The 18,423-nt window shown below is 64.1% G+C and carries 19 protein-coding genes; 10 read left to right on the forward strand and 9 right to left on the reverse strand.

The annotated features are described in order from the left end of the window. The first annotated feature begins 131 nt into the window (after positions 1–131). Positions 132–410 carry a hypothetical protein gene (locus EV672_RS06305; protein ID WP_133607432.1) on the forward strand — a complete coding sequence of 93 codons (279 nt, stop codon included), beginning with the start codon at positions 132–134 and terminating at the stop codon, positions 408–410. A gap of 277 nt (positions 411–687) precedes the next feature. Here EV672_RS06305 and EV672_RS06310 read toward each other — a convergent pair whose 3' ends face one another. Then, entirely contained in the window at positions 688–3,627 is a 2,940-nt protein-coding gene (locus tag EV672_RS06310; RefSeq protein WP_133607434.1) for a Tn3 family transposase, read from the reverse strand. A 149-nt stretch (positions 3,628–3,776) separates the two neighbouring features. On the opposite strand from EV672_RS06310, the gene EV672_RS19220 reads away from it, so the two are divergent. Further along, positions 3,777–3,908 carry a hypothetical protein gene (locus EV672_RS19220; protein WP_279536171.1) on the forward strand — a complete coding sequence of 44 codons (132 nt, stop codon included), beginning with the start codon at positions 3,777–3,779 and terminating at the stop codon, positions 3,906–3,908. Here EV672_RS19220 and EV672_RS06315 read toward each other — a convergent pair. Next, complete coding sequence (locus EV672_RS06315) at positions 3,902–4,270, reverse strand: hypothetical protein (RefSeq protein ID WP_133607436.1); 369 nt, start codon at positions 4,268–4,270, stop codon at positions 3,902–3,904. The genes EV672_RS19220 and EV672_RS06315 overlap by 7 nt on opposite strands. Positions 4,271–4,567: 297 nt before the next feature. Between EV672_RS06315 and phaR the strand changes: the two genes are divergently transcribed. Continuing rightward, entirely contained in the window at positions 4,568–5,167 is a 600-nt protein-coding gene (gene phaR, locus EV672_RS06320; RefSeq protein WP_133607438.1) for a polyhydroxyalkanoate synthesis repressor PhaR, read from the forward strand. A gap of 30 nt (positions 5,168–5,197) precedes the next feature. Here phaR and EV672_RS06325 read toward each other — a convergent pair whose 3' ends face one another. After that, positions 5,198–5,863 carry an arylesterase gene (locus EV672_RS06325; RefSeq protein WP_133607440.1) on the reverse strand — a complete coding sequence of 222 codons (666 nt, stop codon included), beginning with the start codon at positions 5,861–5,863 and terminating at the stop codon, positions 5,198–5,200. A 10-nt stretch (positions 5,864–5,873) separates the two neighbouring features. Between EV672_RS06325 and EV672_RS06330 the strand changes: the two genes are divergently transcribed. After that, the gene (locus tag EV672_RS06330) at positions 5,874–6,608 is read left to right on the forward strand and encodes an ABC transporter ATP-binding protein (protein ID WP_133607442.1); all 735 of its coding nucleotides are present in this window, start codon (positions 5,874–5,876) and stop codon (positions 6,606–6,608) included. A 53-nt stretch (positions 6,609–6,661) separates the two neighbouring features. Next, positions 6,662–7,396: a 23S rRNA (guanosine(2251)-2'-O)-methyltransferase RlmB gene (rlmB, locus tag EV672_RS06335; RefSeq protein WP_133607444.1), complete on the forward strand. Its 735-nt coding sequence runs from the start codon at positions 6,662–6,664 to the stop codon at positions 7,394–7,396. A gap of 20 nt (positions 7,397–7,416) precedes the next feature. Here the strand turns inward: rlmB and EV672_RS06340 are convergent, their stop codons facing one another. The 5 genes from EV672_RS06340 to bfr form a co-directional block, all read right to left on the reverse strand. Further along, complete coding sequence (locus EV672_RS06340; protein WP_243738560.1) at positions 7,417–8,625, reverse strand: MFS transporter; 1,209 nt, start codon at positions 8,623–8,625, stop codon at positions 7,417–7,419. A gap of 12 nt (positions 8,626–8,637) precedes the next feature. Further along, positions 8,638–9,645, reverse strand: a complete 1,008-nt coding sequence (locus EV672_RS06345; RefSeq protein WP_133607446.1) for a D-2-hydroxyacid dehydrogenase family protein — start codon at positions 9,643–9,645, stop codon at positions 8,638–8,640. 127 nt (positions 9,646–9,772) lie between these two features. Next, positions 9,773–10,297 (reverse strand): hypothetical protein, encoded by a 525-nt coding sequence (locus tag EV672_RS06350; protein WP_133607448.1) that lies wholly within the window; start codon positions 10,295–10,297, stop codon positions 9,773–9,775. A gap of 133 nt (positions 10,298–10,430) precedes the next feature. Next, positions 10,431–10,667: a (2Fe-2S)-binding protein gene (locus EV672_RS06355; protein WP_133607450.1), complete on the reverse strand. Its 237-nt coding sequence runs from the start codon at positions 10,665–10,667 to the stop codon at positions 10,431–10,433. A gap of 135 nt (positions 10,668–10,802) precedes the next feature. After that, a complete protein-coding gene (bfr, locus tag EV672_RS06360) occupies positions 10,803–11,282 on the reverse strand; it encodes a bacterioferritin (RefSeq protein WP_133607452.1) in 480 nt (159 codons plus the stop codon). Positions 11,283–11,545: 263 nt separating this feature from the next. Between bfr and carA the strand changes: the two genes are divergently transcribed. From carA to EV672_RS06380, 4 genes are all read left to right on the forward strand, one after another. Further along, positions 11,546–12,739, forward strand: a complete 1,194-nt coding sequence (gene carA / locus EV672_RS06365) for a glutamine-hydrolyzing carbamoyl-phosphate synthase small subunit (RefSeq protein ID WP_133607454.1) — start codon at positions 11,546–11,548, stop codon at positions 12,737–12,739. Then, positions 12,732–16,007: a carbamoyl-phosphate synthase large subunit gene (gene carB, locus EV672_RS06370; protein WP_133607456.1), complete on the forward strand. Its 3,276-nt coding sequence runs from the start codon at positions 12,732–12,734 to the stop codon at positions 16,005–16,007. Before carA ends, carB begins: the two co-directional genes overlap by 8 nt. A gap of 123 nt (positions 16,008–16,130) precedes the next feature. Next, the gene (gene greA, locus EV672_RS06375; RefSeq protein ID WP_133607458.1) at positions 16,131–16,607 is read left to right on the forward strand and encodes a transcription elongation factor GreA; all 477 of its coding nucleotides are present in this window, start codon (positions 16,131–16,133) and stop codon (positions 16,605–16,607) included. Positions 16,608–16,624: 17 nt separating this feature from the next. After that, complete coding sequence (locus EV672_RS06380; RefSeq protein ID WP_133607460.1) at positions 16,625–17,068, forward strand: DUF4149 domain-containing protein; 444 nt, start codon at positions 16,625–16,627, stop codon at positions 17,066–17,068. Positions 17,069–17,167: 99 nt separating this feature from the next. Here the strand turns inward: EV672_RS06380 and EV672_RS06385 are convergent, their stop codons facing one another. Continuing rightward, positions 17,168–17,638, reverse strand: coding sequence for a YhbY family RNA-binding protein (locus tag EV672_RS06385; RefSeq protein ID WP_133607462.1), 471 nt, complete (start codon positions 17,636–17,638; stop codon positions 17,168–17,170). Positions 17,639–17,655: 17 nt separating this feature from the next. Between EV672_RS06385 and EV672_RS06390 the strand changes: the two genes are divergently transcribed. Beyond that, on the forward strand, positions 17,656–18,330 hold the full coding sequence (locus tag EV672_RS06390; protein WP_133607463.1) for an RlmE family RNA methyltransferase: 675 nt from the start codon (positions 17,656–17,658) through the stop codon (positions 18,328–18,330). The last annotated feature ends 93 nt before the right edge of the window (positions 18,331–18,423 follow it).

Raw genomic sequence — 18,423 nt, forward strand, 5'->3', positions numbered from 1 at the left:
TCTTGCGTTCAAATCCAGTGGTGCTCAGGCTCATCTGCTTCATGCTGATACTGTCTCACATTCAGGGCTGCATGCGAAGGTTTTGCAGACCTTCCCTAGGGCTTCCATCAACAAGCGAACGGTAGTTCAGCATGAAAACGCCCCTTACCAATACCTGCGATTTGCAGCGAGCCCTTGCTCAATACATCGCCCAGAGGCCGCGCCAGGCGGACAGCCTGGTTCATTTGCCCAGTTTTTTCCATTGCTTCGCCGATGCCATCGCAGGCACATCTGAGCAGGAACTGCGTGACGTGTTTGACGCATTTGTCCGGGATGGCTGGCTCACAGCCGACACGGCGGGCTACCGCATCACACCGGAGGGTTGTCATTGGGCTCGATCTGGCCATCTGCCACCGATACGGCGTACATGACGGCAGCGTTTCTGACGCGTGATCAGCGCTTGTAGCGGGCTTGGCCATGCCCAAGAGTGGTCAGCCAGGCTGCCGTTTCCCGTCCGAGAAACGGCTCTCATCACCAGCAGCCACAACCGGACACCCTCACGGGGATTGGTGCAAAAAACCCCGCTTTCTCCGTGATGGTTCCATATGAATCAACAACTTAGCAAGTTGCAAAAATTGAGCACTCACGGGGATTTGTGCAGAAACTCCCGGTTTCCCATGTTTGCAACACCGCGCACTACGTCCAGCCTCAAGCCCGCTTGAGATCGGCCTGGCGCTTTTGCAGCAAGGTGGCGGCATGCCTGTCGATCCCGAAAGACATGGTGCCCCGGAAGTTGATGTTGCCAAAGTGGACTGGGCCCATCCGCCGGAGCCAGGCATCATCGACAGGGGTCTTGGCCTTTTTCCAGCGGTCCACCACCTCCTGCATTTTCATGGTGTTCCAGGCGATCACGATGTTCGTCAGCAAGGCGTGTGATCCGGAGATGGCGCGCATCTCGTCGCTGCGCCGCCCGCGCTCGGGCATCACTCGACCATGAAACACCGCCCGCTGAAGTTGGTGAACGGATTCACCTCGGTTGAGCAGGGTGTGAATTTCGCGCCGGAAGTCCTCGTTGCTGAAGAAATCACAGAGATACAGGCTGCGCAGCAGCTTGCCCAGGTGATCGGCGGCCTTGTGAAGGGGGTCGCCCTGAGCAGCGCTGCCCATCTTCTCCAGCACGAACTTCGGTGACACCCGTCCAATTCGGATTGAGGCGATCAGGCGCAGCAACTCGTCCCAACCTTTGATGATGGCGCGCTCGGAAATCTCATCCACCGTGGCCACAGCCAAAGCGTCAGGTACTTCCATGCGCCGGGGGACAAACAGACGCCGCTCAGACAGGTTGCGCAACTGCGGGCACAGGTCGAAGCCCAGGAGCTTGGCCACAGCCATGGCGACGTTGGTGTAGCCATGGGTGTCAACGGCCAGCAAAGACAGCCTGATGCCATCTTCCACCGTGGCGTTGTAGCGCTCGACACCCTCGACCGCCGCCCCTGCTTGTCGCTCGTTCAAAACGATGGGCTGATCGTAGATGACGCCGTAGGTGCTCAACACATGGGTGTAGATGCCCACGGCGTAGGTTCTGCGGCGTGGGTCAATCCGGGCATTGAAGAGATGCTTGGATGCATCAAGGGACATCATGTCGGCAGAGGCCTTGTCGCCTTTGCCCCAGTGCTCGGCAATCGGAAAGCGCTTCTGGAAGGCGACGACCCGGTCATTGGCCTTTCGCAGCCGATCCGCTGCCTCCAGTGCCCGCATCGCCGAGGTGACATGCGCCACCTCCAGCCCCGGCACCATGGCGGCAACACCTTTGGCGTCGTTCTCTGTGCCGTGGGCCAGCAGTGCCCCGTAGCAGCCAAGCAGTTCCTGCACGGAGTTGGCTTTGCGGCCAAGCAGCGTTTCGGTGAGGCCGACGTGAACATCAACCTCCACAATCATGTCGCTGAACTGGCACTCCCCGATCACATTGAACATGGCGTCCCGTGCTCGGCGGACTTGATCGTCGCCTTCCAGCGGAAGCAAGGCCGGCAACCGGAACTGGGCCTGATCGTCAATCTCAACCTTGCCGGTTTTCAATGCCTCGGCCAGGCCCGCTAGACCGGCATCTAGGTTGGCTCTGATGACGTCCAGGAGTTTGCGCGGATCCATGACCAGGTTCAAAGCACTGATGAACTGACCGCGTTCCTTCTTCCATTGTTCAGGAGGGATCAGCAGGCCTTCCCGGTTGCGGTAGTCCAGGCTGTGCTCGATCCATAGCCTGCCGCCACGCAGGTCTTTGCGCACAGACATCAATGTGCATGCACGCAGCGCAGCGTGCGCCTTGACACGGTCCTCATCGCGTAACAGGTCATGCCAGACCGGATCTGTGATCGCCAGGTCAAAGTCCGTCGGTAGTTCTTTGACGCCCCTCGCTTTCAAATCGCGCAACACGTCGATCTGCTTGAGCGATGGGACGTTGGCTCGGCCCTGTAGGTCTAGGCCGGTGAGTCCGTTGAGCAGAGCCTGCACGCGGTTGCTGTCCTCCACCAATGCTTGGCGTACCAGGGCGGCGCGACTGTAGCGGGGCTCGACATCGTCCTTGGGCACAAGCTGCTTGAGTGCTTCCAGCTTCTGTTCGGGATCGGGCCCTTCCTCATGAAGAACCTGCCGGATCTGTTCTTGCTTTTCCCGGTAATGAGTCAGGCCACGGGTTTGCTTGCTTTGCACCTTCGTTGACGCTCGCCGCACCAGGTCGCAGACCCGGCGCGCTGCGATGTACAGCGCCACGTCTGTGAGCTCCAGAAGGTTCATGCGCAGGAAACAGATCACTTCAACGGACTGGGTTTCGTGCTTGAGGCGCTTGGTGTCGCTGGGTGGGCGATGCACCACCGCCTGACCATAGGAGCGCAGCCGTGCATTGGGGATGGCATCGAGCGTCCACCGGTCCACGCCAAGATCTTTGAGAAAGGTGATCTTGTCCGTCACCTCGGTCAAGCCCGATGGCCCGTGCTTCCCGGGGGAGCCTTTGAGCCATTCGAGCACGGTGCCACCCGTGCGCCCTCGACGCATCGAGAACATAGCCTTGATGGCTTTGCCGACACCGGGCTCGCCCACCTGTTCTCGAATGGTGTTCAGTGCGGCTTCATCGATGGCAAGGTAGGCTTGCCGAGCCAGATCGCGGAGCACACGATCACCAGGCAGCACCCGGCCTTGATCGAACAACCAGATTTCGGCTTGCTTGACCAGGTCACCAACCGAGGAGGCAGTGCCTGCCAGCCTGCCGAGCGTCTGCGCGCACATGGCAAGCACGTCCGCGTCGACCTCTGTAAAACCACTGGCTTGGCGGGCCCACGCTTGATGCTCGTAGAGGGTGGATTGACGGCTGTAGAGCGCCTTGAGCGATGCGACTGAGGTTTCTTGAATGCCAAGGGCGGCACACAGTGAACGCAACAATGCTCGCGGGACATTGGTCAACCGATCCAGGGGACGGCCTGTCGTCCTGATGACCGTCAATTGAATGGCGGCGGCAAGGCGCCCAGTCGTGCGGAACCGTTTGCGGATTGCGTCCAAGTCGTCCTTGCTCAACTGGAACGACTGCTCCACGTCGAACTCAGTGAGCGACTTTGGCAACTCTGTGGCACCGACGAAGCGCTGACGGAACGTGGTCACGATGCCCCCATGTGGTTGACCGTTGGATGGACTCCAACTATAGGGGATCAGACAGGCTGGATTGACAGTTCACGCCGAACGCCTTCAATCAAGGGTTAACGCCTGGTCGAAGCCGGGAGTTTTTGCACCGGAACCGAGATCACCCCGTGATGGACTCGACCACGCTGACCGATGCCGAGAAGAACGCCAGCCTGCGGCAGTGGGATGGCGAGCGGCAGAAGGTCTATGACCGGGTCAACAAGGCGTGGGCCCAGGCCATCCAGGAGGATGCCGGTCAGTAGTCTGGGCCAGGTCCTGCAGCGATGCAGGACCACACCAGCCACCACCAAAGCAGGGTAACGGCCATGGATGTCCCGATGAATGGCCAGGCCCAGGCATCGGGAATCTTTTCCGCCAGCGATGACAGGGGCCAGGCGGGGGCGAGCAGGACGACCAAGGTGCAGGCGCCCCCGGCGATCAGCGTCAGCGGCGCCATGAGCACCGCCCCGACGTCGCCGATCAGCTCGCTGCCCACCACCCGGCCAGCGATGACCAGCACCACGCCGGCGGCGCACGCCATGGCCAGGCGGGGGAGAATGGTGTCGAACGGGCGCGCGCGCATGGCCGCCAGATTATCAGGATCACCGCATTTGTCATCCGGCACGGCGCCCCGACAAAATGGCATTGGCCGAGCCATTTCGGGTGCGCTGGAATACTTCCCAGGGAAGAATCCGGGGAAAATTCGCACCTTTCAGCACCTCTCAGCACCACCGAATTGAGCAGCATTCCCAGTGCGCCCTGGTGTCCTGCAGGCATTTTGATTGGTTCGAATCCAATAGCGCCTACCAAACACGAAGCCCCAGGTTCTCACGAGCCTGGGGCTTTTCTCGTTGGTGGATCAAGGCGCGCCCACATCCCGCTGGCTGCTCCTACAATGGTTCGAGCAACAGGAGAGTCCAGGATGAGTGCCGCCCCCCGCAAGCCCGCCGCCCAAGCCGCCAGCGACCACACCGAAGGCGCAGAAGACGCCAGCCAAGCTGCCGCACCGGACGCTGAAGCGCCGGCCAAGGTGCCGCCCGGCGTGCGCGCCATCAAGAAGTACCCCAACCGGCGCCTGTACGACACGCGCACCAGCAGCTACATCACGCTGTCTGACGTGAAGGACATGGTCATGTCCTGCGAGCCGTTTGCGGTCGTGGACGCCAAGACCGGCGACGACATCACGCGCAGCATCCTTCTCCAGATCATCCTGGAGGAAGAATCGGCGGGCATGCCCATGTTCACCACCCACGCACTGGCCCAGATCATCCGTTTCTACGGCCACACCATGCAGGGGCTGATGGGCAACTACCTGGAAAAGAACATCCAGTCCTTCATCGACCTGCAAGCCAGCCTGACCGAGAACTCGGTGCTGAAGATGCAGCAGCCGCTGATGCAGAACTTCATGGGTGGCTACATGGAGCAGTCGCGCCAGATGTTCTCGCAGATGCAGGAGCAGATGGCCAAGCAGACCGAGACCCTGATGGGCAACCTCGGCGCCGGCCTCACGCCCAAGAAGTGACGCGGCTGGCTGCGGCTTGGGCGGTTGCACTCACAGCATCGGCTTGAGCCCCGCCCAGATGTGCTCCAGCATGAGCGGATGGGCCTTGGCCAGCGGGTGGATGCGGTCGGCCTGGAACCAGTCCACGGCGTCGGGCCGGTCGGCCACGTCCTTGAGCAGGAAGGGCACCAGGCCGCTGCGCGTGTCACGCGCCACCGCGGCGAACAGCTGGGCAAAGTCTTCCGTGTACTTGCGCCCGTAGTTGGGCGGCACGCGCATGCCCACCACCAGGACCTTGGCACCGGCGTCCTGACAGGCCTTGACCATCGCGCGCAGGTTGTCTTCGGTGCTGCGCAGCGGGAAGCCGCGCAAGGCGTCGTTGGCGCCGAGCTCGATCACCACGTGCGTGGGCTTCTGGCTTTGCAGCAATGCGGGCAGTCGGCTGCGGCCGCCCGAGGTGGTCTCGCCGCTGATGCTGGCGTTGAACACCTGCACCTTGCGGCCCTGCTGGGCCAGCCGCGCCTCCAGCAAAGCGACCCAGCCGGTGCCGCGCGCCAAGCCGTACTCGGCTGAGAGGCTGTCGCCCAGCACGAGCAGGGTGGCAGGGCGATGGGCGCTGGCGGGTGCGCCATGGGCTGCGCCGGCCAAAACGATGGCGCATCCGCTCAAAGCCCATCGCAACACACCGCGCCGCGCGTTGTGGAAAACTTCTGTCATGCTGTCTGCCATGTCGTCTGAATTGCCTGTCTCTGTGCCTGCGGCTTCGTCCGCATCGGCCCCTGTGGTCGCCGCTGCTGCTCCCGCCATCGTTGTGCGAGGGCTCAGCAAGCTGGTGGACGATGCGTCCGGCCCCTTGACCATTCTGAACCACATCAACCTCAGTGTGGCGGCTGGGGACACCCTGGCCATCGTCGGGGCCTCGGGATCGGGCAAGAGCACCTTGCTGTCTCTGCTGGCGGGCCTGGACGTGCCCAGCTCCGGCGAGGTGTGGCTGTGCGGGCAGGGCCTGTTCGAGATGAGCGAAGACGAACGCGCCGCCCACCGCGCCCGCCACGTCGGCTTCGTCTTCCAGAGCTTCCAGCTGATCGCCCACCTCAGCGCGCTGGAAAACGTCATGCTGCCGCTGGAGTTGCGCGGTGTCCGCGACGCCCGCGACCGCGCCACGGCCATGCTCGAGCGCGTCGGTCTGGGCGCCCGCCTGAACCACAAGCCGGTGCTGCTGTCCGGTGGCGAGCAACAGCGTGTGGCATTGGCGCGGGCCTTTGTTGTGCGTCCGGACATCCTCATGGCCGACGAACCCACGGGCAGCCTCGACCATGCCACCGGCCAGGCCGTCATGGACCTGATGTTCGAGCTCAACCGCGAAATCGGCACGACACTCATCCTCGTCACCCACGACGCGCAGATTGCCCAGCGCTGCGCCCACAGCGTGCGCATCCAGGCCGGTCAGATCGCTGCCTGACCACGTAGCCTGACCACGCCGCTTCAGGCACCGCCAGCGGTTACGATGCCGGCATGAGTCAGAAACTGCTGTTCGGCTTCCACGCCGTGTCCGTCCGCCTGAAAGTGGCGCCCAATTCGGTCCGCGAAATCCACGTGGACGCCACCCGGCGCGACCAGCGCATGAAGCAATTCCTGGCCAAGGTCGAGGAAGCGGGCATGCGCGCCATCGACAGCGACGACGATCGCCTGCAGCAGATGGCTGGCACGCACCGCCACCAGGGCGTCGTGGCCCGCGTGGACGCCGTGCAACTGGCGCGCTCGCTCGATGACTTGCTCGACAGCCTCGCCGAGCCGCCCTTGTTGCTCGTCTTGGATGGTGTGACCGACCCGCACAACCTGGGCGCCTGCCTGCGCGTGGCCGATGGCGCCGGCGCGCATGCCGTCATTGCCCCGAAGGACCACGCCGTCGGCATCAACGCCACGGTGGCCAAGGTGGCGAGCGGCGCGGCCGAGACCATGCCGTACTTCATGGTGACCAACCTGGCGCGCACGCTCACCGAACTCAAGGAGCGCGACATCTGGGTCATCGGCACCGCCGACGACGCCCCCCGCAGCCTGTACCAGGCCGATTTCAAGGTGGCCAGCGCGCTGGTGCTGGGCGCCGAAGGCAGCGGCATGCGCCAGCTGACGCGCAAGCATTGCGACGAGCTGGTCAGCATCCCGATGATGGGCGGGGTGTCCAGCCTCAACGTGTCGGTGGCCAGCGGCGTGTGCCTGTACGAGGCGCGCCGCCAGCGCATGGCTTGAGCGCAACAGCCCAGCGCTGTTCAGTCCAGCCCGAGCACTTGCGCTCGGCGCTCTTCCTGGCGCTTCTGAACCCGCTGCGCCCACAGGCTCAGTGCCAGGGCCAGCAGCATCCAGGCCAGCCCTGGCCAGTGCAGCGATGCGTATCCCTGGTGCGCAATCACCCAGCCACCGCCCGATGCGCCCAGCGCATGCCCCATGTAGATGGCCGAGGTGTTGAGGGCCATCAAGGCCGGGGCCAGCCGTGGCGACAGTCCACCCAGCCGAGCCTGCTGGCCTGAGTTCGTGGCAAAACCACTGAGCGCCCAGGGCAACATCACCAGGGCCAGCGCAGGCAGGCTGCCAGCCAGCGGCCACAGCAGCAGGCTCAGCGCCATCATGCCCAGTGTGAGGCTCACGGCGGGCGCGGCGCCAACGCGGTCCACCATGCGGTTGAGCACCACATTGCCCGTCAGGGCCAGGGCGCCGAACCAGCCAAACATCAGGCTGATCTGCTCGGGGCTGGCACCGAAGACCTGGCGGTAGTAGGGTGCGGCGTAGGCCAGCAAGGTGAACTGTCCGGCACTCTGGCAGGCCGTGACCAGCACCAGCGCCATCAACAGCGGCGATTTGAACACCTTGCCCCACAGCCGCAACGACAGCGCTGGCGGCCGGATGCCATGGGGCAGAGACCGGTTCACCAGCACAGCGGCCAGCAAGGCGCCTGCCGCCACGCAGGCCATGGCCACGCGCCAGCCCATGCGCTCACCGATCCAGGCAGACATCGGCATGCCGGCCACCGAGGCGATGGACCAGCCCATGAAAACGAAAGTGATGGCGCGCCCGCGCCGTGCAGGCGTGCTCATGAAGGCGGCGGTGGCCGCGGCCTGAGGCGTGAACACCGCGGCCGACAGCACTGTCAGCGCGCGGATGGGCATCAGCCAGTGGTAATCGGGCGCCAGCGCCGACAACAGGTGGCCTGCCGCGTACCAGAGCATCGCCCAGGTCAGCAGCTTGCGGCGGTCCATCTGGGCCACACGCCAGGCCAGGATGGGGGCGCCGACACCCATCATCATGGCGGCCACGGCAATCAGGCGTCCACCCTCGGTGACGCTCACCTGCAGGTCATGGGTGATGTCGTTGAGCGTGCCGGCCGTGACCATCACGCCACAGCCGATGATGAAATTGCCGAACAGCAGCGACCAACTGGCCGATCTGAGGCTCTGGCGTGACAGCGCGCGTTCCAACTCCATCGCGCGTCTGGCTCAGTGCTGCACGCGCAAGGCTTCGGGGTTGACGATGTGGGTCGGCTGGCCCGCCATGAAATTCAGCAGGTTGTCGAACGCCACGCTGAAGTTCTGCTCGTAACTGTCTTGCTCGACGAAGCCGATGTGCGGGGTGCACACCGCGTTCTCCAGGCGCAGCAGGGGGTGGCCTTGCAAGATGGGCTCGCTCTCGAACACGTCGATCGCCGCCAGGCCTGGGCGGCCGCGGTTGAGTGCCATCACCAGGGCGTTGTCATGGAGGAGCTCTGCGCGCGAGGTGTTGACGAACAGCGCGGTCGGCTTCATGCGGCTGAGGTCTTCCAGCGTGATCATGCCGCGGGTGGTGTCGCTGAGCCGCAGGTGCAGGCTCAACACATCACACGCTTCGAAAAAAGCTTCACGCGAGGGCGCGGGGATGCAGCCGTCGGCTTGGGCCTTGGCGCGCGAGGCCTCGCTGCCCCACACCGTCACGTGCATGCCAAAGGCCTTGCCGTAGCCGGCCACCAACTGGCCCACCTGGCCGTAGCCCCAGATGCCCAGCGTCTTGCCATGCAGTTGCACGCCGAGCCCGAAATTGCTGGGCATGGACGCCGACTTCAAGCCGGACTGCTGCCAGGCGCCATGCTTGAGGTTGCCGATGTACTGTGGCAGGCGCCGCATGGCGGCCATCACGAGGGCCCAGGTCAGCTCGGCCGGTGCCACGGGCGGGCCTTCGCAGTGCGCGACGGCGATGCCCAGGCGGGTGCAGGTGTCGATGTCGATGTGCGGACCCAGGGGGCCGATCTGACAGATCAGGCGCAGCTTGGGCAACTTCTCCAGCAAAGCTTTGGGGAACTGCGTGCGTTCGCGGATGGCGACCAGCACTTCGGCGTCGCGCAGGCGGACGGCCAGCTGGCCGGTGCCTTTGACGGTGTTGGTGAAGACTTTGGCGGACAGGCCGTCGAGCTTGGCGGCGCAGCGCAACTTGCGCACTGCGTCCTGATAGTCGTCCAGGATGATGATGTTCATGGGGCTGTGTGCGATCCAGCTGCCCATTGTGCAACGCTTGCGTGGCCGAACGTGTGCGCCGTGTTGCGCGATGTGAGAATCGGTGTCTGAGCGCCGTGGCCGCGTCGTGCGGCCAGGCCTTCAACGCTCACCAGGTGGTGACCTTGCCGCGCTGGTCGTCGCTGCGCCGCGAGGCGCGCACGGGGAAATGGCTGTCCAGCGCGTCCAGGCGCAACTGGGCCTCCATTTGCCCGCGGTGCACCGAGATGACCTTGAAGACGTCGGCGCGCAGGTGCCACAGCTCCCGCAGCGAGCGGGCCGTGCCAATCTGGTCGCGCACATGGTTGGCGCGCAGCGATTGCAGATCCCACAGCGCAGCGATGAATTCGGACTGGATGCCACGCAGGCCCGAGACGGGTGCCAGCTCACGCGGCGACTCGTCCATGTCCCACAGCCAGCGCCAGAAGCGCTGCACCCAGACCACGCCGACCGGCGCGCTGCGCGCAAAGCGGGAGGGTGGGGTGACTTCATGGCGGCGGGGCGTGGCATCGAGCGCGCCATGGGCGGAGACCGCGTCCGCCGCGTCGTGCTTGACGGACGTCAGCACCGCACGCTTGTGGGCGTGGGTGTCGATGTGCGCGGACTCGTCGTTGGAGAAAAAGAAGGAAGCCATGTCACCCTCGCTGCGCGGTGAGGCCCGCGCTGTCAGCTCTGTCTTGTGGACATCGGCCATCCTAGGCCGAGCTTGAGGGCGCGATCTGCCGAAGAGAGGGGGAAACAGCCAAGGAACGGCTGTCAGCGCAAGCTCAGGCCGTCAGGGCGGGGTGCGAGTGCACGGGATGCGCATCGGTCCTGGCGCTGCCAGAGCGGGCATCCGCCACAACCTGCGCGGCGGCCATCACCTGGCGCGCGCAGTCTTCGCAGCATCCGCAGCACGTGGCCACGCGGGTGGCATCCTGCAGGGCTTCGAAGGAGGTGCAGCCGCCCTGGACTTGGGCGACGATGGCGCGGTCAGAAACGCCGTGGCAAACACACACGATCATGGCGGCACGCGGGGCGGCGGGGCGCCCATGGAACTCACATGCTGCGCATTATGTAATGAGAATGATTCGCATGCAAGTGCCGTCTGAACGCCATGCCACCCCCGTCCCGTGAACAGGGTGCAAGGCTGGCATCCCTCAGCTCGCCACGTCGCCCATGATGGACTGCAGGTAGTTCGCCTCGCCCACCTTGCCCAGCAGGTCGATCTGGGTTTCGAGGAAGTCGATGTGCTCCTCGGTGTCGTCGAGGATGTGCTGCAGCAGGTCGCGCGAAACGTAGTCGCGCACCGATTCACAGTGGGCGATGCCGTCCTTCACCGGGGCTTGCGCAGCGGTTTCCAGTTGCAGGTCGCAGGCCAGGATTTCGGGCACGCTCTCGCCGATCAGCAGCTTGCCCAGCGCCTGCAGGTTGGGCAGGCCGTCGAGCGTGAAGATGCGCTCCATGAGCTTGTCGGCGTGCTTCATCTCGCCGATGGACTCTTCGTACTCTTTCTTGGCCAGCTTGGCGAAACCCCAGTGCTTGAGCATGCGGTAGTGCAGGAAGTACTGGTTGGTGGCGGTCAGCTCGTTCTTCAGCTGGGCATTGAGCAGTTCGATGACCTTGGCGTCGCCTTGCATGGGAGTCCTTCTGTTCGGTGAAACTTGCAACAATTGTGGACCAGCATGACCCGATTGTGAACACCATGACGGTGACAGGACACACGGGCGTAGGCCACATCGGCTATACTCCTAAGGTTTACCCGCAACCACCCCCCGCCCGGTCACACCCCTCGTTTCCTTCACTGGAGTCGATCCTGTCACGCCCCTGCCACGCCTTCGTGCGTCGCGGTTCAGGCTGACAGCAAAGAGCCGGGCGCGCACAACAAACGGAGAATGAACCCGTGCTGCCCGTCCTGCCCCAAGCTCTTCTGGCCCTCGCAGACGGCACGGTCTTTCCAGGCACCTCGATCGGCGCTGCCGGTCACACCGTCGGCGAAGTGGTGTTCAACACCTCGCTCACCGGCTACCAGGAAATCCTCACCGACCCGAGCTACTGCCGTCAGATCGTGACCCTCACGTATCCGCACATCGGCAACTACGGTGTCAACGGTGAAGACGTCGAAGCCTCGAAAGTCCATGCCGCTGGTCTGATCATCAAAGATCTGCCCATCCGCACTTCCAATTTCCGCCAGACGCGCACCCTCTCGCAGTACCTGCAGGACGAAGGCACGGTTGGCATCGCCAACATCGACACCCGCAAGCTGACCCGCCTGCTGCGCAGCAAGGGCGCGCAAAACGGCTGCATCGTGGCCCTGCCGGTGGGCGAGGCCATCACCGATGCCGTGATCGCCGATGCCGTGGCCCGCGCCCAGGCCGCGCCGAGCATGGCGGGCCAGGACCTGGCCCAGGTCGTCACCCGCGCCGACGTCGGCCAGTGGGACGAGACCGAATGGAAGCTGGCCAACGCCGAACTCGGCGGCAAGCCTGGCTTCGGCAAGCAGACCGCCCCGAAGTTCCACGTCGTGGCCTATGACTTCGGCGTCAAGCGCAACATCCTGCGCATGCTGGCCGAGCGCGGCTGCAAGGTCACCGTGGTGCCCGCCAAGACGTCCGCGTCTGAAGTGCTCAAGCACAAGCCCGATGGCATCTTCCTGTCCAACGGCCCAGGCGACCCGGAGCCTTGTGACTACGCCATCGCTGCGGCGAAAGAGCTGATCGAAACCGGCATCCCGACCTTCGGCATTTGCCTGGGTCACCAGATCATGGCCCTGGCCTCGGGCGCCAAGACCTTCAAGATGAAGTTCGGCCACCACGGCGGCAACCACCCCGTCAAGGACCTGGACACCGGCCGCGTCAGCATCACCAGCCAGAACCACGGTTTCGCGGTCGATGAGCAGACGCTGCCGGCCAACCTGCGCGCCACGCACATCTCGCTGTTCGACGGCACGCTGCAAGGCCTGGCCCGCACCGACAAGCCCGCTTTCTGCTTCCAGGGTCACCCGGAAGCCTCGCCCGGTCCGCATGACATCAGCTATTTGTTTGATCGTTTCACCGCGCTCATGACCACTGCCCAGGTGGAGAAGAACAATGCCTAAGCGCACAGACATCAAGAGCATCCTCATCATCGGCGCCGGCCCGATCATCATCGGCCAGGCCTGCGAATTCGACTACTCCGGCGCCCAGGCCTGCAAGGCCCTGCGCGAAGAGGGCTACAAGGTCATCCTGGTCAACAGCAACCCGGCGACCATCATGACGGACCCGAACACGGCGGACGTCACCTACATCGAACCCATCACCTGGCAAGTGGTCGAGCGCATCATCGCCAAGGAGCGTCCTGACGCCATCCTGCCGACCATGGGCGGCCAGACCGCGCTGAACTGCGCGCTCGATCTGCACAAGCACGGCGTGCTGGACAAGTACAAGGTCGAGATGATCGGTGCCAACGAGCACGCCATCGAGAAGGCCGAAGACCGCCTGAAGTTCAAGGACGCGATGACCTCCATCGGCCTGGGCTCGGCCAAGTCGGGCATCGCCCACACGCTGGAAGAGGCCTGGGCGGTGCAAAAGCGCATCCAGGCCGAGATCGGTGGCGCAGGCTTCCCCATGGTGATCCGCCCCAGCTTCACGCTGGGCGGCACGGGTGGTGGCATCGCGTACAACCCCGAAGAGTTCGAAGAGATCTGCAAGCGCGGCATCGACCTGTCGCCCACCAATGAGCTGCTCATTGAAGAGTCGCTGATCGGCTGGAAGGAATACGAGATGGAAGTGGTCCGCGACAAGGCGGACAACTGCATCATCGTGTGCTCCATCGAGAACCTGGACCCGATGGGCATCCACACCGGTGACTCGATCACCGTGGCCCCGGCTCAAACCCTCACCGACCGCGAATACCAGCTGCTGCGCAACGCCTCCATCGCCATCCTGCGCGAAATCGGCGTGGAAACCGGCGGCTCCAACGTGCAGTTCTCGATCAACCCCGTTGACGGCCGCATGGTCGTCATCGAGATGAACCCGCGCGTGTCGCGCTCCAGTGCGCTGGCGTCGAAGGCCACCGGCTTCCCGATCGCCAAGATCGCGGCCAAGCTGTCGGTGGGCTACACGCTCGACGAGCTGAAGAACGACATCACCGGCGGCGCCACGCCCGCATCGTTCGAACCCTCGATCGACTACGTGGTCACCAAGATCCCGCGTTTCGCCTTCGAGAAGTTCCCCGCTGCCGACAGCCGCCTGACCACGCAGATGAAATCCGTGGGCGAGGTGATGGCCATGGGCCGCACGTTCCAGGAGTCCTTCCAGAAGGCCCTGCGTGGCCTGGAAACCGGCATCGACGGCCTGACCGAGCGCAGCACCGACCGCGAGGAGATCGTGCAGGAAATCGGCGAAGCCGGCCCCGAGCGCATCCTCTTCCTGGGTGACGCCTTCCGCATCGGCATGAGCCTGGACGAGGTGTTTGACGAGACCAAGGTTGACCCCTGGTTCCTGGCCCAGATCGAAGACATCGTCAAAACCGAAGCAGACGTCAAGGCCCGCAAGCTGGAAACGCTCACCGCTGCCGAAATGCGCTACCTGAAGCAAAAAGGCTTCTCGGACCGCCGCCTGGCCAAGCTGATGGGCACCAACCAGCACGACGTGCGTCGCACGCGCCACGCCCTGAACGTGCGCCCGGTCTACAAGCGCGTGGACACCTGCGCCGCCGAGTTCGCCACGCAAACCGCCTACATGTACTCGTGCTACGAGACCGAAGGCGGCGAGTGCGAAGCCGAACCCACGGACAAGAAGAAGATCATGGTGCTGGGCGGTGGCCCGAACCGCATCGGCCAGGGCATCGAGTTCGACTACTGCTGCGTCCACGCCGCCCTCGCCATGCGCGAAGACGGCTACGAGACCATCATGGTCAACTGCAACCCCGAGACCGTCTCCACCGACTACGACACCTCCGACCGCCTGTATTTCGAGCCCGTGACGCTGGAAGACGTGCTCGAGATCGTGGACAAGGAAAAGCCGGTCGGCGTGATCGTGCAGTACGGCGGCCAGACCCCATTGAAGCTGGCGCTGGACCTCGAAGCCAACGGCGTGCCCATCATCGGCACCTCGCCCGACAGCATCGACGTCGCCGAAGACCGCGAGCGCTTCCAGGCCCTGCTGCACAAACTGGGCTTGAAGCAGCCTCCCAACCGCACGGCGCGCACCGAAGAAGCGGCCCTGGAACTCGCGCAAGAGATCGGCTACCCGCTGGTCGTGCGCCCCAGCTACGTGCTGGGTGGCCGCGCCATGGAAATCGTCCACGGTGACAAGGACCTGGAACGCTACATGCGCGAAGCCGTGCGCGTGTCCGACAAGTCGCCCGTGCTGCTCGACCGCTTCCTGAACGATGCCGTCGAAGTCGATGTGGACTGCATCTCCGATGGCACCGACGTCATGATCGGCGGCATCATGGAGCACATTGAGCAAGCCGGCGTGCACTCCGGTGACTCCGCCTGCTCTCTGCCGCCTTACACGCTGTCGCAAGAGATCCAGGAAGAGCTGCGTCGCCAGACCGCTCAGATGGCCCTGGCGCTCAACGTGGTCGGCCTGATGAACGTGCAGTTCGCCATCCAGGGCGACGTGACCCAGGGCTTGGCCGATGCCACGGTCTATGTGCTCGAAGTCAACCCGCGTGCCTCGCGCACGGTGCCTTACGTGTCGAAGGCGACCGGTCAGCCCCTGGCCAAGATCGCCGCGCGCTGCATGGCCGGCCAGAAGCTGAACACGCAGAAGTCGCCCGACGGCAAGGCGCCGCGCGAAGTGGTGCCGCCTTACTTCACCGTCAAGGAAGCCGTCTTCCCGTTCAACAAGTTCCCGGGTGTGGACCCCGTCCTCGGCCCTGAAATGCGTTCGACCGGCGAAGTCATGGGCGTGGGCGAGACCTTCGGCGAAGCCATGCTCAAGTCGCAGCTGGGTGCGGGTTCGCGCCTGCCGACCAAGGGCACGGTGTGCATCTCCGTCAAGGACGGCGACAAGCTGCGCGCAGTGGCCGTCGCCCGTGAACTGGTCGCGCTGGGCTTCAGCGTGGTCGCCACCAAGGGCACGGCGGCGGCCATCGCAGCCGCTGGCGTGCCGGTCAAGCCGGTCAACAAGGTCAAGGACGGCCGCCCGCACATCGCGGACGCCATCAAGGCCGGCGAGATCCAGCTGGTGTTCACCACGGTGGACGAAACCCGCACGGCCATCGCCGACTCGCGCAGCATCCGCACGGCCGCCCTGGCCAACCGCATCACCTACTACACCACCATGGCTGGCTGTGAAGCCGCCGTGGAAGCCATGAAGCACCAGGACGACCTGGTGGTGTACTCGGTGCAAGAGCTGCACGCGAAACTGCACTAAACTGGCACGTTCCGGGGCGCATCCAACCGCCCTGGCTTGCTGCACACACGTGGGCCGCACCCGGCCACCCTCAGGGGATGGTCATGGGATGCGGCTCACGTTCATTTCGGAAGACACACAGCCATGTCCACCATCCCCATCACGAAGAACGGCGCAGAAAAGCTCAAAGAAGAACTGCACCGCCTCAAGCACGTTGAGCGTCCTGCCGTCGTGGTTGCCATCGCCGAGGCGCGCGCCCAGGGCGACCTGTCGGAAAACGCCGAGTACGACGCCGCCAAGGACAAGCAGGGCTTCATCGAAGGCCGCATCCAGGAAATCGAAGGCAAGCTGTCGGCCGCCCAGATCATCGACCCGTCCTCGCTGGACGCGGGCGGTCGCGTGGTGTTCGGCGCCACGGTCGAAATGGAGATCGAAGCCACGGGTGACGTCGTGACCTACCAGATCGTCGGCGACGACGAGGCCGACCTCAAGGAAGGCAAGATCTCGATCGGCTCACCCATTTCCCGCGCACTCATCGGCAAAGAAGCCGGTGACGTCGTCACGGTGCAGGCACCGGGTGGTGCGCGCAACTATGAAATCATCGAAGTCCGCTACGTCTGAGCGCTGAGGGCATTGGCATGAACGTCGTGCGTGTGCAATCGCTGCTGTCAGGGCTATGGGCCGGTCTGTTGCTGGCGGTGGGCGGCGTGTCTGCGCCCAGCCTGTTTGCTGTGCTGGAGCGCCAGGCTGCGGGCGCCGGGGCAGGGCAGATCTTCCAGATGGAAGCCCGCATCAGCTTGGGCATGGCCGTTGTGCTGTTCGTGCTCGAACGTCGCCGTGTGCGTGACCTTGTCGAAGAAGGCCAGAGCACCTCGGCCATGAGCGCCACCTTGCTGATGGCCCTGGGTGCGCTGTTCCTGACGGTGTTTGGCGGCTTCGTGCTGCACCCGATGATCCAGGCGGCCAAGGCCGGCCAGCCCACGGCGCTGTCTTTCGGGGCCCTGCATGGCATTTCCGCAGGGCTGTATTGGGCCAAGACGCTGCTGGTGCTGGTCCTGGCCTGGCGCCTTTCCGCGCGCTGAACTTGCACGCTGCACCATAGAAAACGGCACCCGAAGGTGCCGTCATGGAGCAGGGAGCGCTGACGCGCCGAAGGCCAAGAATTCGCGTCAGTCCGGCGATCAGTCCGGCTTTTTGCTGGCCACGCGCTTCTTGGCGCGCTTGATCAGGCCACCTGCGGTCACGCGCTGGTTGCCCATCACCATGACCTTCTTCACCTCGGGGCGACGCAGGCCGCTCTTGGAGAACTTCAAGATCTTGACTTCGCGCGGCGCGGCGCCACGCTTGTCGTCGTCCACGCGTTCGGAGACTTTCTCCGGGATCGGGCGCCAGATCACCAGCAACTTGCCGATGTGCTGGATGGGCGCGGCGTTGAGTTGCTCGCAAATCTGAGCGAGGATGGCTTCGCGCGCGGCGCGGTCATCTCCCAGCACGCGCACCTTGATCAGGCCATGGGCCTTGAGGGCGGAGTCGGTTTCCTTCAGGACGGGTTCGGTCAGGCCGTCGCCACCGATCATCACGACGGGATCCAGGTGGTGTGCGTCGGCGCGAAGTGCGCGACGCTCGGCAGTGTTCAGTTCAATTGCAGGCATCCCTCTATTATCGAGCCATGAAACTCAAAACCAAAAGCAAAAAGATCAACAAGGCTTGGTTGAACGAACATGTGCACGATCCCTACGTGCGCCAGGCCCAAAAAGATGGGTTTCGTTCCCGTGCGGCGTACAAGCTCAAGGAAATCGACGAAGCCTTGAACCTGATCCGCCCTGGTCAGCTGGTGGTGGACCTCGGCGCAGCGCCGGGCGCCTGGAGCCAGTACGTGCGCCGCAAGTTCGCACCGAAGGACACTGGGGCCGGTGGTGCGGCCGTGGGCGAACTCAACGGCACCATCATCGCGCTGGACCTGCTGGAATTCGAGCCCATCGAGGGCGTGCAGTACATCCAAGGGGACTTCCGCGAAGACGAGGTCCTGGCCAAGCTGCAGGAGGCCGTGGGTGGCCGCCCGGTGGACGTCGTGATTTCCGACATGGCGCCCAACCTCAGCGGCATCGACGTCACCGACAGCGCCCGCATCGCCCACCTGATTGAGCTGGCCATCGATTTTTCGCAAAACCACCTGAAAAAGGACGGCGCCCTGGTTTGCAAAGTTTTTCACGGGGCCGGCTACAGCCAGCTGGTGGAATTGTTCAAAGCGCATTTCAGGGTGTGCAAACCCATCAAGCCCAAGGCGTCCCGGGACAAATCCTCTGAGACTTTCCTGGTCGGCATCGGCCTGAAACAGGCGTGACGTTGAACTGACGCGGCCCTGACGCCACAGGAAGCACCGATTTTCCGGCTTTCATGGGGGATCGGGTGCCGGCACAGGGGACTTGACTCGTCT

Source organism: Aquabacterium commune (assembly GCF_004362855.1).
In the GTDB taxonomy this organism is placed as follows: Bacteria; Pseudomonadota; Gammaproteobacteria; order Burkholderiales; family Burkholderiaceae_C; genus Aquabacterium; species Aquabacterium commune.

What these genes read in the sequence shown, in the direction of transcription:
- EV672_RS06350 (WP_133607448.1), bottom strand. Translation starts at nt 10,297, where the DNA reads ATGGCTTCCTTCTTTTTCTCCAACGACGAGTCCGCGCACATCGACACC.
- EV672_RS06355 (WP_133607450.1), bottom strand. Translation starts at nt 10,667, where the DNA reads ATGATCGTGTGTGTTTGCCACGGCGTTTCTGACCGCGCCATCGTCGCC.
- EV672_RS06325 (WP_133607440.1), bottom strand. Translation starts at nt 5,863, where the DNA reads ATGACAGAAGTTTTCCACAACGCGCGGCGCGGTGTGTTGCGATGGGCT.
- greA (WP_133607458.1), top strand. Translation starts at nt 16,131, where the DNA reads ATGTCCACCATCCCCATCACGAAGAACGGCGCAGAAAAGCTCAAAGAA.
- EV672_RS06340 (WP_243738560.1), bottom strand. Translation starts at nt 8,625, where the DNA reads ATGGAGTTGGAACGCGCGCTGTCACGCCAGAGCCTCAGATCGGCCAGT.
- EV672_RS06345 (WP_133607446.1), bottom strand. Translation starts at nt 9,645, where the DNA reads ATGAACATCATCATCCTGGACGACTATCAGGACGCAGTGCGCAAGTTG.
- EV672_RS06305 (WP_133607432.1), top strand. Translation starts at nt 132, where the DNA reads ATGAAAACGCCCCTTACCAATACCTGCGATTTGCAGCGAGCCCTTGCT.
- EV672_RS06390 (WP_133607463.1), top strand. Translation starts at nt 17,656, where the DNA reads ATGAAACTCAAAACCAAAAGCAAAAAGATCAACAAGGCTTGGTTGAAC.
- EV672_RS06380 (WP_133607460.1), top strand. Translation starts at nt 16,625, where the DNA reads ATGAACGTCGTGCGTGTGCAATCGCTGCTGTCAGGGCTATGGGCCGGT.
- EV672_RS19220 (WP_279536171.1), top strand. Translation starts at nt 3,777, where the DNA reads ATGGACTCGACCACGCTGACCGATGCCGAGAAGAACGCCAGCCTGCGG.
- EV672_RS06330 (WP_133607442.1), top strand. Translation starts at nt 5,874, where the DNA reads ATGTCGTCTGAATTGCCTGTCTCTGTGCCTGCGGCTTCGTCCGCATCG.
- bfr (WP_133607452.1), bottom strand. Translation starts at nt 11,282, where the DNA reads ATGCAAGGCGACGCCAAGGTCATCGAACTGCTCAATGCCCAGCTGAAG.
- phaR (WP_133607438.1), top strand. Translation starts at nt 4,568, where the DNA reads ATGAGTGCCGCCCCCCGCAAGCCCGCCGCCCAAGCCGCCAGCGACCAC.
- EV672_RS06385 (WP_133607462.1), bottom strand. Translation starts at nt 17,638, where the DNA reads ATGCCTGCAATTGAACTGAACACTGCCGAGCGTCGCGCACTTCGCGCC.
- carB (WP_133607456.1), top strand. Translation starts at nt 12,732, where the DNA reads ATGCCTAAGCGCACAGACATCAAGAGCATCCTCATCATCGGCGCCGGC.
- rlmB (WP_133607444.1), top strand. Translation starts at nt 6,662, where the DNA reads ATGAGTCAGAAACTGCTGTTCGGCTTCCACGCCGTGTCCGTCCGCCTG.